Below are 15,525 nucleotides of genomic sequence, written 5' to 3'. Positions count from 1 at the left end.
GGTCTGGGCAGGACGCATCAGGAAAACGAAAGGGCGATGATAGCCTAGTGGCCTGTCCGGCGACTGACTCCTGCTGCCCGGACCCTCAAATTCCCGTTTTTGCCCGAGTACCCGTGTCCATGTCCGACCCTTCTGCCGACCCCACCGACCCGTCCATCCGTCAGGCCGTCGTGCCCGACAGCGCCGCAGGACGGCGTTTCGACGCGGTGCTGGCCGAACTGTTCCCCGAATTCTCGCGCTCGCGGCTGTCGGAGTGGATCAAGTCCGGCGATGCGCTGCTGGACGGCGACATGGCGCGTCCGCGCGACACGGTGCGCGGCGGCGAGAGCGTACAGCTGCAGGTGGTGCTGGAAACCCAGACCCATGCCGCGCCGCAGGACATCGCGCTGAACGTGTTGTACGAAGACGAGCAGGTGCTGGTGATCGACAAGCCGGCCGGCCTGGTGGTGCATCCGGGCGCGGGCAATCCAGACGGCACCCTGGTCAACGCGCTGCTGTTCCGCGACCCGGCGCTGTCGGCGGTGCCGCGCGCCGGCGTGGTGCATCGGCTGGACAAGGACACCAGCGGGGTGATGGTGGTTGCGCGCACCGTGCAGGCGCAGACCGCGCTGGTGGAGCAACTGTCCGCGCGCGACGTGCATCGCCAATATCTGGCAGTGGTGGTCGGGGCGCTGGTGTCCGGCGGCACCGCCAATGCCCCGATCGACCGCCATCCGCGCGACCGCCTGAAGATGGCGGTGCGCGACGACGGCCGCGATGCGGTCACCCATTACCGGCTGCGCGAGCGCTTCCGCGCGCATACCGCGCTGGAATGCCGGCTGGAAACCGGGCGCACCCATCAGATCCGCGTGCATATGGCGCATCTGAAATCGCCGATCGTCGGCGACCCGCTGTATGGCGGCGCGCTCAAGCTGCCCAAGGGCGCCACCGACGAGCTGGTGCACGAGCTACGCACCTTCAAGCGCCAGGCGCTGCACGCCGAAACCTTGGAATTTCTGCATCCGGTCAGTGGCGAGCCGGTGCGTGCCAGCGCGCCGGTGCCGGCCGATCTGCAGCGGCTGATGACCGCGCTGCGCGACGACAGCGCACGCGCGGCCGAATTGGCGCGCCGCTGAGGTGAGCGTGGCCGCTCCATTCATCCTGCCTGCCCACTGGCCGGCGCCGCCGCGCATCCGGGCGCTGACCACGCTGCGGCATGGCCTGGGCGTGTCGCAGGCGCCGTTCGACACACTCAATCTCGGCAACCGCAGCAGCCCGGAGGGCGATACGCCGGAACGGGTGGAGCGCAACCGCGCGTTGCTGGTGCAGGCGCTGGCCTTGCCCGGCCCGCCGCAGTGGTTGCGGCAGGTGCATGGGGTGGATGTCGTGCGGCTTGAGGCCGTCTCGGCGGGCGCCGGCGCGCAGGTGGACGCTGCGGGCGATGGTGTGCCGGGCTCGCATGAGCCCACCGCCGACGCCGCCGTGACCGACGTGCCGGGGCGGGTGCTGGCGATCCTCACCGCCGATTGCCTGCCGGTCGTGCTCGCTGCGGTCGATGGCAGCGAGATCGCGGCCGCACATGCCGGTTGGCGCGGTCTGGCCGATGGCGTGCTGGAGCGCAGCGTGGCGGCGATGCAGACACCGGCGCCGCAGCTGATGGCCTGGCTGGGCCCGGCCGCAGGACCGCAGGCCTATGAAATCGGCCAGGACGTCTTCGATGCCTTCGTCGACGAGGACGTACAGGCGCAGTACGCATTCATCGCGACGCGAGCGGGGCACTGGCGCGTGGATCTGTACGCATTGGCGCGGCTGCGTCTGCAGCGTGCCGGGCTGCGGGCCGATGCGATCCACGGCGGTGGCCTGTGCACCATTTCCGACCCGGCGCGCTTTTTCTCGCATCGCCGCGACCGCCGTAGCGGACGCATGGCCACGCTGGCGTGGATCGCTCCCTGAGCACGCCCTTGTTCGCGCAGGTGCTGGGGCAACAGGCGTTCGCGCAATTGCCGGCGCCGGTGCGCGCGCTGCATTCGGTACAGCGGCGGCAGACCTTTGCCGGGCAGGCGCAGATCCGGCGCGGCCGGCATGTGCTGGTGCCCTTGCTGGCGCTGCTGAGCCGGTTGCCGCGCAGCGGCACGGTGGCGGTAGAAGTGGAGTTCCTGGTCGATGCGCAGGGCGAGCGCTGGCACCGGCGCTTTGCCGGTCTGCCGATGTATTCGCGGCTGTGGCGCGAGGGAGCGGCCTTGCGCGAACACCTGGGCGCGGTACGGTTCGAATTTGCGCTGCGTGCCGATGCCCGGTCCCTCTATTGGCAGGCCACACGCGTGTGGGCGTTCGGCTGGATTCCACTGTCCGCGCGCTGGTTCGAACAGCTGCGTTGTCGCGAGCATGCCGATGCCGGCCGCTACGGGTTTCTGGTCGACGTGCACCTGCCGTTGGTGGGACCGTTCATTCGCTACGAGGGATGGCTTGAGCCACGCTGACATGCCCAGTGCCGGGATGCGTACCGCGCCGGCTACCATCGTGTTCGATGGCGTGTGCCTGCTGTGCAATGGCTGGGTCACGTTCCTGCTGCGCCACGATCGACGCGGGCGTTATCGCTTTGCCGCGATGCAGGGCCGGGCCGGACGCGCGCTGTTGCAGCAGCATGGGCTGGACCCGAACAACCCGTTGTCGTTCCTGCTGGTGGACCACAGCGGCGCATGGACCGACAGCGATGCCATCGTGCGGGTACTGGCGGGCCTGGGCGGCCTATGGCGGCTGGCAGCAGTGTTACGCGTGATACCGCGTGGTTTGCGCGATATCGGGTATCGCCTGACCGCACGCAATCGCTATCGCTGGTTCGGCCGCAGCGACCACTGCATGCTGCCTACGCCCGAGCAGCATGCGCGGTTTCTGGACTGACGCACTGTGTGCGTGTCGTGCGCGGCGATTGGCTAGCGCATCCGGCGATGCTGACCAATGGGTTGTAGGAGCGCGCCTGAGCGCGAGGAGCGTTGCCGGGAAGGCCTCATCGCGCCCGGGTGCACTCCTACGAAGGGAACGGGTACGCCACGGCGTTTGGTGGGACGCGTCGTGCGCGGCGATTGGTTGGCGCATCCGGCGATGCTGACCAATGGGTTGTAGGAGCGCGCCTGAGCGCGAGGAGCGTTGCCGGGAAGGCTTCATCGCGCCCGGGCGCGCTCCTACGACACGCGCTGTATCGCGCGCTTATGCCGCGTTGTGGAAGCTGGCGCGTACCAGGTTGGAGGCACCCGGGCGGGCGTCGGACTGCAGGCGGAAAATCGCCACCGCATCGGCCAGGTCCACGGCCTGTTCTTCCAGGCTGCGTGCAGCGGCGGTGGCTTCTTCCACCAGCGCGGCATTGCGTTGAGTGACTTCGTCCAGCTGCGCCACGGTGCGGTTGACCTGTTCGATGCCGCTGGATTGCTCGGCGCTGGCGGAGGTGATCTCGCTCATGATGTCGGTGACATGCTTCACCGAGCCGACGATCTCGCGCATGGTCGCGCCGGCGCGGTGCACCAGACCCGAGCCCAGTTCCACCTTGTCGGTGGAGTCGGCGATCAGCGTCTTGATCTCCTTGGCGGCGTCGGCCGAGCGGCGCGCCAGTGCGCGCACTTCCGAGGCCACCACCGCAAAGCCGCGGCCCTGTTCGCCTGCGCGCGCCGCTTCCACTGCGGCGTTGAGCGCCAGGATGTTGGTCTGGAACGCGATGCCATCGATGACGCCGATGATCTCGCCGATCTTGCGCGAGGCGGTGCTGATCTGGCCCATGGTGGCAACCACATCGTCCATCACCTGGCCGCCGTTCTGGGCGACTTCGCCGGTGCCCACCACCAGGCGGTTGGCCTGCAACGCGCTATCGGCGTTCTGCTTCACGGTGGAGGTCAGTTCCTCCATGGAACTGGCGGTTTCTTCCAGGTTGGCGGCCTGCTGTTCGGTGCGTTCGGACAGGTCGGTGTTGCCGGCGGCGATTTCCACCGCCGCGCGGCGGATCGTGTCCGATGCAATCTGGATGCCGCCGATGATCTCGGTCAGCCGGGTGACGGTCTGGTTGGTGTCGTCGCGCAGGCGCGCAAAGATGCCGTGCGCATCGCCCTTCACGCGTTGGGTGAGGTCGCCTTCGGCCAGTGCGCCGATCACGCGCGCCAAGGCGGCCAGGTGGGTTTCCACCGAGTCGTAGATGCGGTTGATGCCTTGCGCCAGCGACAGCAGCATGCCGTCCATGCCGTCGATCTGCATGCGGCGGCTGAAATCGCCGGCCGCGGCGGCATCGATGATCTGGATCAGCGCCTGCTCGGCATTGACCTGCGCGGTGACGTCCATCCACTGCGCGATGGTGCCCAGCTTGGTGCCATCGTCGGCGATGATCGGGCTGTACACGAAGTCGATCTGGCGGCCGAAGAACGGCGCACGTACCGCCTTGGACGCGTTCAACGCACGCATGCGGTCGATCGCGGCCTGGCTGTCGGGATAGATGTCGCCGATGCTGCCGCCGACAAAGCCTTCGGCATGGAAGCTGGGGCGGAAGCTCTGCACATCCGGCTCGATCAGCTTGAGCATCGCCAGCAGCTTGCGGTTGGCGAACAGCACCTGGCCGTCGTCGTCGGCGATGCGGATCATGGTGTCCAGATCGTCCAGCGCCTTGACCACGAACTGGCCGTGGCGCAGCCCCTGTTCCATCACATCGAGGCGGATGGCCAGCTTGTCCTGGGTCGCCTGCAGGGCGTGCAGCAACGGCGCGAGTTGGCCGGAGGCGTTGCGCAGATCCAGACGCTGGTAGCGCCCGTCACCGATGGCCGTCACCGTGCCGATCGCCTGTTGCAGTTGCGCGAGACCGCGACGGCGCGTCCACCACCACAGCCCGGCACTTGCCGCGCCCAGCACCAGCAGCGCCGGTAGCAAGCGGCCCAAACTGGCCCGGACACCGCCGGGCAGCAGCGTGGCGGCGTAGAGCGTCAGCAAGGCCAGCATGCCGATCTGTGCGGCGGCAGGCAGCCATGCGGCCGTGCTGGCACGCGCAAGGTTCCGGCCAGAGAGCGGGCGGAAGACGGCGGTGGCATCGGGCGAGGGTGACATAGGCTGAGTTCAACTGAGCGATTCGGAGTGGGGAGCGGCGTCCTGCGCTGCATGGGCTGCTATGGGGTATCGGCGGCCGAGCCCGAATCATGATGGCGTGAAATCACCGTTCGTCGGAATCTGTCGTCCAGACCCCTGGAAACACCGATGTGGTTAAGTTGGAAGCGGTTTCAGTTACACCCTATGCGCTGCGGAATCGTGATTTGCAGCCGGAGACGGTCGTGCGATTGTAAAATGCACGTGAAATATCAGTGGGCGCCGTCAACACTTCGTAGACCTCGACGCCACGCAGTCCGATCGCATGACACGACCAGGAATGGCCAGTGGCGCCATCGGTGCGAGGCCACGAGCACGCATCCAAGCGCGGGGAATCGGGAATCGGGAATGGAGAATCGGGGATCGAGCGCATTACAGCTCCAGCCCAGCCCGAATGGCAACGCAAAAGCGCTTTTCCCATTCTCGAATCCCGATTCCCGATTTCCAAAGAAAACCGGCCATCTCACGATGACCGGTCTATCGATGCCTCATACGCTGACACTACACCGGCTTACTTCGCCGGCTTGGCGCCTGTGTCGTCGGGCAGCGCCCAGGCAATCACGCTGTCGCCCGACGTGGTTTCCATGCGGTCGTGTCCACCGACCGCGGCCACGATGTATTGCTTGCCGTCGATGGTGTAGCTCATCGGCGCCGCCTGCGGGCCGGCGGGGACGCGGGTCTCCCAGACCTGCTTGCCGGTGCGGGTGTCGAAGCCGCGCATGAAGTTGTCCAGGGTCGCGCCGATGAAGGTCACGCCGCCGGCGGTGGTCAGCGAGCCGCTGTTGTTGGGGGTGCCAATCTCGAACTTGGTCTTGGACGGAATGCCCATCGGGCCCTGGTCGTAACCGGTGCCCAGCGGACGGCGCCACAGCACCTGCTGCGTGCGCAGATCCACACCGGCGATATAGCCCCACGGCGGGGCGACGCACGGGGTGTTGAGCGGCGACATCCACGGCTCCTTGCGGGCGCCGTAGGCCAGGCCCTTCTGCGCCATGTAGCCGGGCGTCCTGCTCTTGCCGTCGAACACAGAGACCACGCCCAGCTCGTTCATCTTCTCGCGGGTATAGACCTGCAAGGTGTAGGGCAGGCGATTGCTGTTCATCACCATGATGCCGCGCTGCAGATCGACCGAAACGCCGCCCCAGTTGATGCCGCCATGGTTGCCGGTGAAGGCCAGCGAGCCTTGCAGGGTGGGGGGAGTGAACATGCCTTCGTAGCGCAGCTGCTTGAACTGGATGCGGCAGGCCAGCTGGTCGAACGGGGTCATGCCCCAGGCATCGGATTCGATGATGGTTTCGAACTCACGGCTTGGCGCACCCACGGTATTGGGCATGCCCGGCGAGATCGGCTGCGTGGCCGCGGTCCAGTCGCCGTGATCGGTGCCCTGCGGCACCGGGATCTGCTTGACCGGCATCAAGGGCGCACCGGTGGCGCGGTCCAGCACGAATACCTGGCCGGACTTGGTGGCCTGGATCACCGCAGGACGGGTAGCGCCTCCAGCGACCGGCCAGTCGACCAGGTTCGGTTGTGGGCCGATGTCGTAATCCCACAGGTCGTGGTTGACGGTGCGGAAGTGCCAACGCTCCTTGCCGGTGGCCGCATCCACGGCCACCAGCGAGGCGGTGTATTCCTCGTCCTGCGGAGTGCGGCCCTTGCCGAAGAAATCGCCCGAGGCATTGCCGGTCGGCAGATACACCAGGCCCAGTTCGTCGTCGGCGGCCATCAGCGACCACACGTTCGGGGTGGAGCGAGTATAGGTCTGGCCGGCGGGCGGCTCGTTGGTGATCGCCGGGTTGCCCAGGTCCCAGGCCCAGCGCAGCTGGCCGGTCAGTGCATCGAAGCCGCGCACCACGCCGGACGGCGCATCGCCTTCCTGGCCGTCGCGCACCTGGCCGGTGGGCTGGATCACCACGCCGCGCATCACCACCGGCGGCGAGGTCGGGCCGACAAAGCCCGGCTTGGTGTTGCCGGTGCCGACATTGAGGTCCACATAGCCGTTGCTGCCGAAGTTGGCGCACAGCTTGCCGGTCTGCGCATCCAGCGCGCCCAGGCGGCCGTCGACCATCGGCCAGAAGATCCGGGTCGGGCACTCGGCGGTGCCTTCCGGCGCCTGGTAATACGACACGCCACGGCAGGTGGTGGCGGCCACGCCGGCCATCGCCTTGGGGGTGGTCTGCGGGTCGAAGCGCCAGCGCTCCTTGCCGTTGGCCGCTTCCACCGCGATCACTTTCTGGGTGGGCGTGCAGATGTAGAGCAGGTCGCCGACCTTGAGCGGGGTGTTCTGGAAGGCGTAGCCTAGCTTGGAGCCGGCCGGCTTCAAGTCGCCGGTGTGGAATTCCCAGGCGATCTTCAGGTTCTTCACGTTCTCCGGGGTGATCTGTGCGCCCGGGGTGTAGTGGTTGGACAGATTGGAGCCGGCATAGGCGGTCCAGTTGCTGGCGTCGTGATTGGCCGCCACGTTGCCGTCCGGGCTGGGCACGGTGCCGCGGCTGAAGGCCGTCGCGTTGTTGGCCGGCAGCGTGGAGGCGTCGGCCAGCTCGACATTGCGCGGCACCAAAAGCGGCCACAGGATCAGCGCGGCACCCAGGATCGGCAGTACGCCGGTCACGAGCGCATAGCTGACGCCGGATAACGGCTGCATGCGGCGACGCGCCACGCCCCAGAACGGCAGCAGCACCAGGCCCAGCACAGAGATCCAGGCCAGACGCGGGACCAGACCCCAGCCATCCAGGCCCACTTCCCACAGTGCCCAGGCAATGGTGGCGGCCAGGGTGGCGCCGAACAGCCACAGGCCCGCGCGCTTGCCCGCCGCGAGCAGCACGCCCGCCAGCAGCAACGCGATACCTGCCAGCAGGTAGTACCAGGAACCACCGACGGCCACCAGGCGCCCGCCTTCGTAGGCGAGCACCGCACCGAGCACGGCGATCATCACTGCATAGGCCGCCAGCAACCGGGTGCCTAGCCCACGTGTTGAGGATTGATCAGTCATTTTCAGATGTCAGGAAGGACTTGGGGCCGCAGCGGGCGACAAGTCGTGGAGGGAGAAAGGTCGCTCGTGGCAAAGACTGCCGGCGACCTGGATATGAACGCGCAGCCCCTCCCAGGGTCCTCAGCGCTAATCATGGCGATATTTTAGACCCTTCCTCCTGTCGCGTCCGTGATGGAGTGGGAACCGCCGTTCCAACCTCCGCGCGGATGCACCGGATTTGCGTGGAAGTTGAGCAGGGTTGCGAATGGCGATGACACCTGAAGGATGATGTATGCAAAAATCGATGTCGATGTCGATGTCGATGTCGATGTCGATGTCGATGTCGATGTCGATGTCGATGTCGATGTCGATGTCGATGTCGAATTGTTGTGTTCTTTGCTTCGCGCGACGATTGCTTTGGCCTCACGCAGTCGCCTCAAGCAAGCCGGGTACCGCAGTCGCGCGTGGCCGAAGAGGCGCCCTTATTTGAGCGAAGCGAGTTTGGCCGCCGTGCCGCGCGTGGCACTGTTGCGGCCGTGTCGCGCCAGATTGCGCCAGGAAACAGCGGTTCTCGTGACGTTTGCCTAGACAAAAATCAGCCGCGCCCGAAGGGCATGGAAGCCTTTGACTTTGCGATGGTTTAAGCGCTGGCGCTTGAAAGCTGTGCTTGAAATTCCCGCATGGTCTCAGGTGCACCTGTTGGAAATCCCTGGTAACCGTACCCTCATCCGCCCTTCGGGTACCTTCTCCCGGAGCAAGCAAGGAAACGCTTGTAGCGAGGTCGGGGCCTTCTCCGAACCGGAGAAGGATCAGACCTCCGCGAGTGCCTGCAGATATCGCTGGCGCCAGTGGCTGATATTGTTCTTGCGCAAGTGGTCCATCATCGCATGCCAGCGCTCGATGCGGCTGGCCAGTGGCATGCTGGCTGCGGTTGCAATCGCATCGGCCACGCCGTCCAGATCGTGCGGGTTGACCAGCAGCGCTTCCTTCATTTCGTCGGCGGCGCCGGCCAGCAACGACAACACCAGCACGCCGGGATTTTCCGCGTCCTGCGCAGCCACGAATTCCTTGGCAACCAGATTCATGCCATCGCGCAGCGGCGTCACCAGGCCCACCGATGCGGCGCGATAGAAGCCGGTCAACGTTGCGTGGCTGAAGTTCTGGTTGACGTAACGCAGCGGGGTCCAGTCCGGCCCCGCATGCCCGCCATTGATATGGCCGGCGATCTGTTCCAGCTGACCGCGCAATTGCCGATATTCGGTGACATCGCCGCGCGACACCGGCGCGATCTGCAGATAGGTCAGGCTGCCGGATTGATCCGGATAACGTTCCAGATAACGCTCGAAGCCCTGGAAGCGTTCCGGCAGGCCCTTGGAATAATCCAGCCGATCAACACCGATGGCGAGCTGTCGCCCACGCAGGCTTTCGCGCAAATCGCGCACCGCCTGCTTGCTGACGGAGGCCCTTGCCTGTTTGGCAATCAGATCTGTGTCGATACCGATGGGGAAAGATGCCGCAGTAAATCGCCGCCCGCCCGGACCTTCGACCAGATCGCCTTCCAGAATGCGGCCGCCGCCGAACAGGCGCACATACGCCTTGAAGCGTTCGGCATCGCGCTGGGTCTGAAAGCCCACCAGGTCGTATGCATAGAACGTAGTGAACAAGCGTGCGTGATCGGGCATTGCCTGCACCAGATCCGCCGAAGGCATCGGCACGTGCAGGAAGAAGCCCATCTTGCAGCCCACACCCAGCTCGCGCAGCATCGCGCCCAGCGGAATCATGTGGTAATCGTGGATCCACAATGTATCGCTGTCTTTCAGCAGCGGCGCGAGCTTTTCTGCGAACAGGCGATTGACGCGCAGATAGCCTTCACGCTTGGCGCGATCGTAGTCGACCAGATCCAGGCGAAAGTGCAGCAGCGGCCACAACGTGCGGTTGGCAAAACCGTTGTAGTACGAATCGATATCGCGCTTGTTGAGATCCATGGTGACGAAGGTGATGTCGCCTTCGGTCTGCTCGTGCATGCCGCCGCTGTCGCCGCGTGCGGTCTTGCCGCTCCAGCCGAACCACATGCCGCCACGCTCCTTGAGCGCGGCCAGCAACCCCACCGCCAGGCCGCCGGCCCGGGTTTCGCCCGGCACTGCGACGCGATTGGATACCACCACCAAACGACTCATGATGCCTCCTGCCAGCTCCGCGACAAACGCATCGCTGCGATGATCAAACCGACGTGCGAATAGGTCTGCGGGAAATTGCCCCAGGCCTCGCCGTCCTCGAACGATAGGTCTTCGGACAGCAAGCCCAGGTGATTGCGGCGCGAGAGAATGCGCTCGAACAATTCACGTGCCTCGTCCTTGCGGCCGATGGACGCCAGTGCATCGATGTACCAGAACGTGCAGATGGTGAAGCTGGTTTCCGGCTCGCCGAAGTCGTCCGGCGCGATGTAGCGATAGAGCGCATCGCCATGCTTGAGCACGCGGCCCACCGCTTCGACCGTGCGCACGAAGCGGCTGTCGTCGGCATCCACGATGCCGATATCGGCCAGCAGCAACAGCGAGGCATCTAGGCGATGGCCGCCGAGCGTATCGGTGAAATGGCCGCGTTCTTCGCTCCAGGCCTCGTTCAACGCGCGCTCGCGGATGCTCTCGGCGCGCTCGCGCCAGTAGCTGCTGCGCTCGGGCAACGCCAGTCGCTCGGCGATCTTGGACAGGCGGTCGCAGGCCGCCCAGCACATCGCCGCGGTGTAGGTATGCACCTCGGCGCGGCCGCGGAATTCCCACAGGCCGGCATCGGGCACGTTGTGCAGCGCGTAGGCGCGTTCGCCCAGCGGTTCCAGGCGGCGGAAGGTGTCTGCATCGCCCTGATCCTTCAGGCGCAGGTCGAAGAACAGCTGCGTGGATGCCAAGACCACGCTGCCGTAGACATCGTGCTGCTGCTGGATCCAGGCCAGGTTGCCGCGTCGCACCGGGCCCATGCCGCGGTAGCCGGCCATGGTGTCGACTTCGTGCTCTTCCAGCTGCGACTCGAAACCGATGCCGTACAGCGGCTGCATGGTGCCGTCGGTGGTGGCGATGTTGAAGATGTAGCCGATGAACTGCTCCATCGTGCGGGTGGCGCCCAGGCGATTGAGCGCGCGCACCACGAAGGCCGCATCGCGCAGCCAGCAATAGCGGTAATCCCAGTTGCGCGGGGTGTTGGGCGCTTCCGGAATCGAGGTGGTCATTGCTGCGATGATGGCGCCACTGTCTTCGTACTGGCACAGCTTGAGCGTGATCGCGCTGCGGATCACCGCTTCTTGCCAGTCCAGCGGGATCGACAGATACCGCACCCACTCGCGCCAGTATTCTTCGGTGCGCTCCTGCGCTTCCTGCACATAGCCGGTGAGCGAGCGGGTCAGCGATTCGTCCACGCCCAGCACCAGGCTGACCGGGTGGCTGAGCACGAACGGCAGGCCGTCGCGCACGAACCGCACCGGCACGTCGGTGGTCAGGCGCAGGGTGAATTCCGGCAACACCCAGCGGATGTGGTTGCTGCCCCAGGTGGTCTCGGGTGTGCGGCCACCCCAGTCGGCCAGCGGGCGCGCACGCACGATGATGCGCGGGTTGCCGGCCAACGGACGGATCTGGCGGATGATGCTCACCGGCCGATAGAAGCGGCCGTTATTGCGCCAGCGCGGTGCGAAATCGATCACCTCGACTTCGCCACCCTTGCTGTCGCGCAGGACCGTGCGCAGCACTGCGGTATTGGGCAGGTAGTGCTGCTCGCTGCTGACGAAATCCTCCAGCTCCACGGCGAAGTCGCCGCCCTCGGTCTTGGGCGATAGCAGCGAACAAAAGGCGGGGTCGCCGTCGAAGGCGGGCAGGCAACTCCACACCACGCGTGCCTGACGATCCACCAATGCGCCGAAGCTGCAGTTGCCGATGACGCCCAGATCCAGGTTTGGCTCGGTCATGAAGTACCGACACTCCTATGCGATGACGAAAGGGAGAGGGCGGGCGCTCAGGCGCCGCGCGCGTTCTGTTGCAGCCACGCATGCACGGCAGCCGTGCCTGGCACGCGATAGCGCGCGCTGGTCTGGGCACGGTCGCCCACCAGCACGCTCCAGCCGCCGAGCCGGTTGGCAGCCTCGAACCCGAATTCGTCGGTGAGATCGTCGCCCACGAACACCGGGGTTCGGCCGGCGAAAGCGCCTTGCTGCATCAGCTGTTCTACCGCCAGCCCCTTGTTGCTGCCTTCGGGCACGAACTCCACGACATGATCGCCAGGCTGCAGGCGGTAACCGGAAAGCTGGGCGATTTCGTCCTGCGCGAAGGCGAGCACGTCGGGGCCAGCCAGCGGCTGCGCGCGCCAATGCAGCGCCACGCTGACGCCCTTGTCTTCGACCAGCACGCCGGGATGCCGGTGGGTGAGCGCGGCGGCGCGTTGATGCAGACCATGCAGCCACTCGGACGTATCCTGCGGCATCGCCGCGCGCGCCGCGGCGTCGCTGCGCAGCTCGTGGCCGTGCAGGCCGGCGGCCGGGAGGATCAGCGGTGCGAACAGGGTGTCGAGCTGTACCAGCGGCCGCCCGCTGACCAGCGCGATGGCGCCATCGAGCCGCACACTGAGGCGGCCGATGGCCGCACGCACCTCAGGCAGTAGCCGCACCGCCTCGGGGCTGTCGGCAAAGTCGATCAAGGTGCCGTCCACGTCCAGGAACAATGCGCAGGCATCGTCCAGCAATGGCGGCGACGGAAGGGGGGAATACACGTCTGCCATCAGGGCAGTGTGCGCAACGCAGTGTGAGATTCAGGTTATGGAACGGCGGGGATTACCCCCTTTTCCCTTCGGGACATTGTCCTCCTTCATGGGGGAGAAGGGGCCCCGCAGGGGCGGATGAGGGTACGGGCGAAGCCTGTTGGAGTTTGGCTGCACGAGGGCTTCGCCCCGTACCCTCACCCCAACCCCTCTCCCTGAGGGGAGAGGGACTTTAAAACATTCGCTGTAGCTCAAAACGTATACCGCACCCGCCCATACCAGTACGCGCCGTTGCTGCCGATCGGCGACAGCACGTCGTACGGCAGGTTGCCGAAGTAGGCGATGTCATCGATGGAGCGGTCCGAGTAGTTGTCCAGAATGTTCTGCCCGCCGATGGCCAGCGTCCACTGCGTGTCCAGGTGGTATTCGGCTTCCAGGTCCAGCTGCCATTCGGCGCCGTAGGTCTGGCGCGGAACGAAGCCGCCGCCGAAGTCGAACACGCGGGTGGCGCTGCCATAGCGGTTCACGCGGGTCTGCAGATTCCAGCGTTGGTTGCTCCAGTTGGTCGCCAGCGCGGCGCGCGTGCGCGGTGCGGCATCGGTGAGCGTGTTGCTCTCTTCCACGCCGAACAGCACGTACTCCGGGTTCAGGGCGAGCAACTGCGCCGGCGTGGCGATGATGTTTTCCAGCTCGGTCTTGGCGTAGCTATAGGTGCCGGTCAGCAGCAGGTCGCCGCCGAAGGCGTACTGGCGCCAGTTGGCCACCAGCTCGGCGCCGCGAGTACGGGTGTCTGCGGCATTGAGGAAGTAACTGGCGCTCTGCACGCCGGTGACACCGTAGTTCTGCTGCACGAAGCTGGTCAGCGCATCGCCGGTGATGTCTTCTGATAGGGCGATGCGGTCGTCGATGTCGATCCGGAAGAAATCCAGCGACAGGTCGAAGTGGTCGCCCAGCTGGCTGGTGAAGCCCAGGCTGTAATTGACCGATTTTTCCGGCTTCAGATCGGTGGCGCCGAGTCCGCGCGCGATGGGGTTGTTGACCGACAGCAGGCGGCCCTGGGTCAGCCGGCCGGCGGCGTCGTAGCCGGTGGAGGTGGCTTCGTAACCGATCTGGCTGAGCGAGGGCGCGCGCACATTGTTGGAGATCGCGCCACGCAGGGCGAACGCCGGCGCGAACGCGTAGCGCGCGGCCAGCTTGCCGGTCCACTGGCTGCCGAAGTCCTGGTAGTGCTCGTAGCGGCCGGCCAGGTCGGTGGAGAATTTGTCGCCGAACTGGCTGGAGACGTTGGCGTAGGCGCTGGCGACATTGCGCGACAGGTCGGCCTCGTCCTGCGGGGTGAGGCCGCCGCCGGCCTGCGAGCCGGTGGGGCGGTCGGTGAAAGGGCCGGCCGCGTAGCTGGCCGGGTCACCGGCGTGGGTGCGGTACTGCTCGCGGCGGAATTCGGCACCGGTGCCGAAGGTGTGGGTGGCACCGGCGGCATCCAATACGCGGGTCAGGTCGATGTTGCCCACGGTCTGCGCGAAGGCAAAATCGCCGGTCTTGAAGCGCGTGGTGCTGGTCGGCCCCAGCGAGGCGTTGAGCGAATTGCGCAGCCGGTAGGTGAAGTCGTTGCGGCCGTAGTTGACGCTGGCGTCGTAGTCCCAGCTGCCGAGCTGCCCACGTGCGCCGGCCACTGCCTGCAGGTCGCGGTTCTCGCCTTCGGAAATCGGCCGGTAGCCATTGGGATAGAGCTCGCGCCAGTTGGCGCTGCCGTCCGGGTAACGGAAGTAGTTGGCGCCTTCGGTGTCGCGCTGGTTGTAGGTGGCGAAGGCGTAGAACTCGCCGGTGGCGCTGAAGGGGATCTTGGTATTGAGCCAGGCGTTCAAGCCTTTGGTGGCGCCATCGCCGAGCACGTAATTGCGCCGGCCAGCCAAGGCGAGGTTGGCCGGGGTCTGCTCTTCGAACGGCGGAATCTGGTCGAAGCCGGCGCGGTTGGTCGCTTCGCGGTTCTTCAGCTCCAGGCCCACCTTGAAGAAGCCACCGTCGTCGCCCAGCAGCGAGCCGACCTTGGCGCTGGCGTAGCTGGTCTGGCCGTCGGTGACGCGGCGATCGATCGGCTCCACGTCGGTGTTGTAGGCGCCGAAGCTGGCCTCCAGCTCGCCGCGCTCGGGGTTGTCGTCCAGGATCACGTTGATGACGCCGGCAATGGCATCGGAGCCGTACTGCGCGCCAGCGCCGTCGCGCAGCACTTCGATGCGTTTGATCGCATTGATCGGGATGGAATTGAAGTCCACCGGCGTGGTGCCCTTGCCGATCTTGCTGTCGGTATTGACCAGCGCCGAGGTGTGGCGGCGCTTGCCGTTGACCAGCACCAGCACCTGGTCGGGCGAGAGCCCGCGCAGTTGCGCGGCGCGGATATGGTCGGCGCCGCCGGAGTTGGATTGGCGCGGGAAGTTGAACGAGGGCAGCAGCGCCTGCAGCGCGCTGCCCAGCTCGCCATTGACCACGCCGGCTTTGCGGATGTCTTCGGCGGTGAGCACGTCCACCGGCACGGTCGATTCCAGCACGGTGCGGTCGCTGGCACGGGTGCCGGTGACGATCACCGTGTCCAGGGTGGTGGCGCCAGGATCGGACTGCTGGGCCTGCGCGTTGACGCTTAGCACGGCGGCGATGGCCAGGCCGATAACCGAAAGGGTGGGGCGGGTCATGCTCTTTACTCCTGCAACTGCAACGACACGCGCCGCGAGGTC

Annotated in this window: 11 protein-coding genes; 5 read left to right on the top strand and 6 right to left on the bottom strand. The window is 66.1% G+C overall.

Annotation, left to right across the window (positions count from 1 at the left end; genetic code table 11):
* Positions 1-119: 119 nt before the first annotated feature.
* The 4 genes from rluD to XCSCFBP4642_RS0114610 are packed head-to-tail and all read left to right on the top strand — an operon-like array spanning position 120 to position 2,880.
* Entirely contained in the window at positions 120-1,115 is a 996-nt protein-coding gene (rluD, locus tag XCSCFBP4642_RS0114625) for a 23S rRNA pseudouridine(1911/1915/1917) synthase RluD (RefSeq protein WP_029220451.1), read from the top strand.
* A 1-nt stretch (position 1,116) separates the two neighbouring features.
* Positions 1,117-1,932, top strand: a complete 816-nt coding sequence (pgeF, locus tag XCSCFBP4642_RS0114620; RefSeq protein WP_029220450.1) for a peptidoglycan editing factor PgeF — start codon at positions 1,117-1,119, stop codon at positions 1,930-1,932.
* A 20-nt stretch (positions 1,933-1,952) separates the two neighbouring features.
* A complete protein-coding gene (locus XCSCFBP4642_RS0114615) occupies positions 1,953-2,459 on the top strand; it encodes a DUF4166 domain-containing protein (RefSeq protein ID WP_029220449.1) in 507 nt (168 codons plus the stop codon).
* 1 nt (position 2,460) lies between these two features.
* Complete coding sequence (locus XCSCFBP4642_RS0114610; protein WP_029220448.1) at positions 2,461-2,880, top strand: thiol-disulfide oxidoreductase DCC family protein; 420 nt, start codon at positions 2,461-2,463, stop codon at positions 2,878-2,880.
* Positions 2,881-3,186: 306 nt separating this feature from the next.
* On the opposite strand, the gene XCSCFBP4642_RS0114605 is transcribed toward XCSCFBP4642_RS0114610, so the two are convergent.
* Positions 3,187-5,055 (bottom strand): methyl-accepting chemotaxis protein, encoded by a 1,869-nt coding sequence (locus XCSCFBP4642_RS0114605; protein WP_029220447.1) that lies wholly within the window; start codon positions 5,053-5,055, stop codon positions 3,187-3,189.
* A 547-nt stretch (positions 5,056-5,602) separates the two neighbouring features.
* Positions 5,603-8,041, bottom strand: coding sequence for a membrane-bound PQQ-dependent dehydrogenase, glucose/quinate/shikimate family (locus tag XCSCFBP4642_RS0114600; RefSeq protein ID WP_029220446.1), 2,439 nt, complete (start codon positions 8,039-8,041; stop codon positions 5,603-5,605).
* 306 nt (positions 8,042-8,347) lie between these two features.
* Here XCSCFBP4642_RS0114600 and XCSCFBP4642_RS0114595 point away from each other — a divergent pair, with 306 nt between their 5' ends.
* The gene (locus XCSCFBP4642_RS0114595; protein ID WP_152527279.1) at positions 8,348-8,647 is read left to right on the top strand and encodes a hypothetical protein; all 300 of its coding nucleotides are present in this window, start codon (positions 8,348-8,350) and stop codon (positions 8,645-8,647) included.
* 221 nt (positions 8,648-8,868) lie between these two features.
* Here XCSCFBP4642_RS0114595 and otsA read toward each other — a convergent pair whose 3' ends face one another.
* The 4 genes from otsA to XCSCFBP4642_RS0114575 form a co-directional block, all read right to left on the bottom strand.
* Positions 8,869-10,236 (bottom strand): alpha,alpha-trehalose-phosphate synthase (UDP-forming), encoded by a 1,368-nt coding sequence (gene otsA, locus XCSCFBP4642_RS0114590; RefSeq protein ID WP_029220444.1) that lies wholly within the window; start codon positions 10,234-10,236, stop codon positions 8,869-8,871.
* Positions 10,233-12,011: a glycoside hydrolase family 15 protein gene (locus XCSCFBP4642_RS0114585; RefSeq protein ID WP_029220443.1), complete on the bottom strand. Its 1,779-nt coding sequence runs from the start codon at positions 12,009-12,011 to the stop codon at positions 10,233-10,235. Before XCSCFBP4642_RS0114585 ends, otsA begins: the two co-directional genes overlap by 4 nt.
* A 47-nt stretch (positions 12,012-12,058) precedes the next feature.
* The gene (otsB, locus tag XCSCFBP4642_RS0114580; RefSeq protein WP_029220442.1) at positions 12,059-12,817 is read right to left on the bottom strand and encodes a trehalose-phosphatase; all 759 of its coding nucleotides are present in this window, start codon (positions 12,815-12,817) and stop codon (positions 12,059-12,061) included.
* Between the two features lie 230 nt (positions 12,818-13,047).
* Complete coding sequence (locus XCSCFBP4642_RS0114575; protein ID WP_029220441.1) at positions 13,048-15,483, bottom strand: TonB-dependent receptor plug domain-containing protein; 2,436 nt, start codon at positions 15,481-15,483, stop codon at positions 13,048-13,050.
* Positions 15,484-15,525: the final 42 nt, after the last annotated feature.

The sequence above is a fragment of the Xanthomonas cassavae CFBP 4642 genome (assembly GCF_000454545.1).
Lineage (GTDB): Bacteria > Pseudomonadota > Gammaproteobacteria > Xanthomonadales > Xanthomonadaceae > Xanthomonas > Xanthomonas cassavae.
Note: the sequence above shows the minus strand (reverse complement) of the source record. Positions and strands in the feature narration are given on the sequence as shown.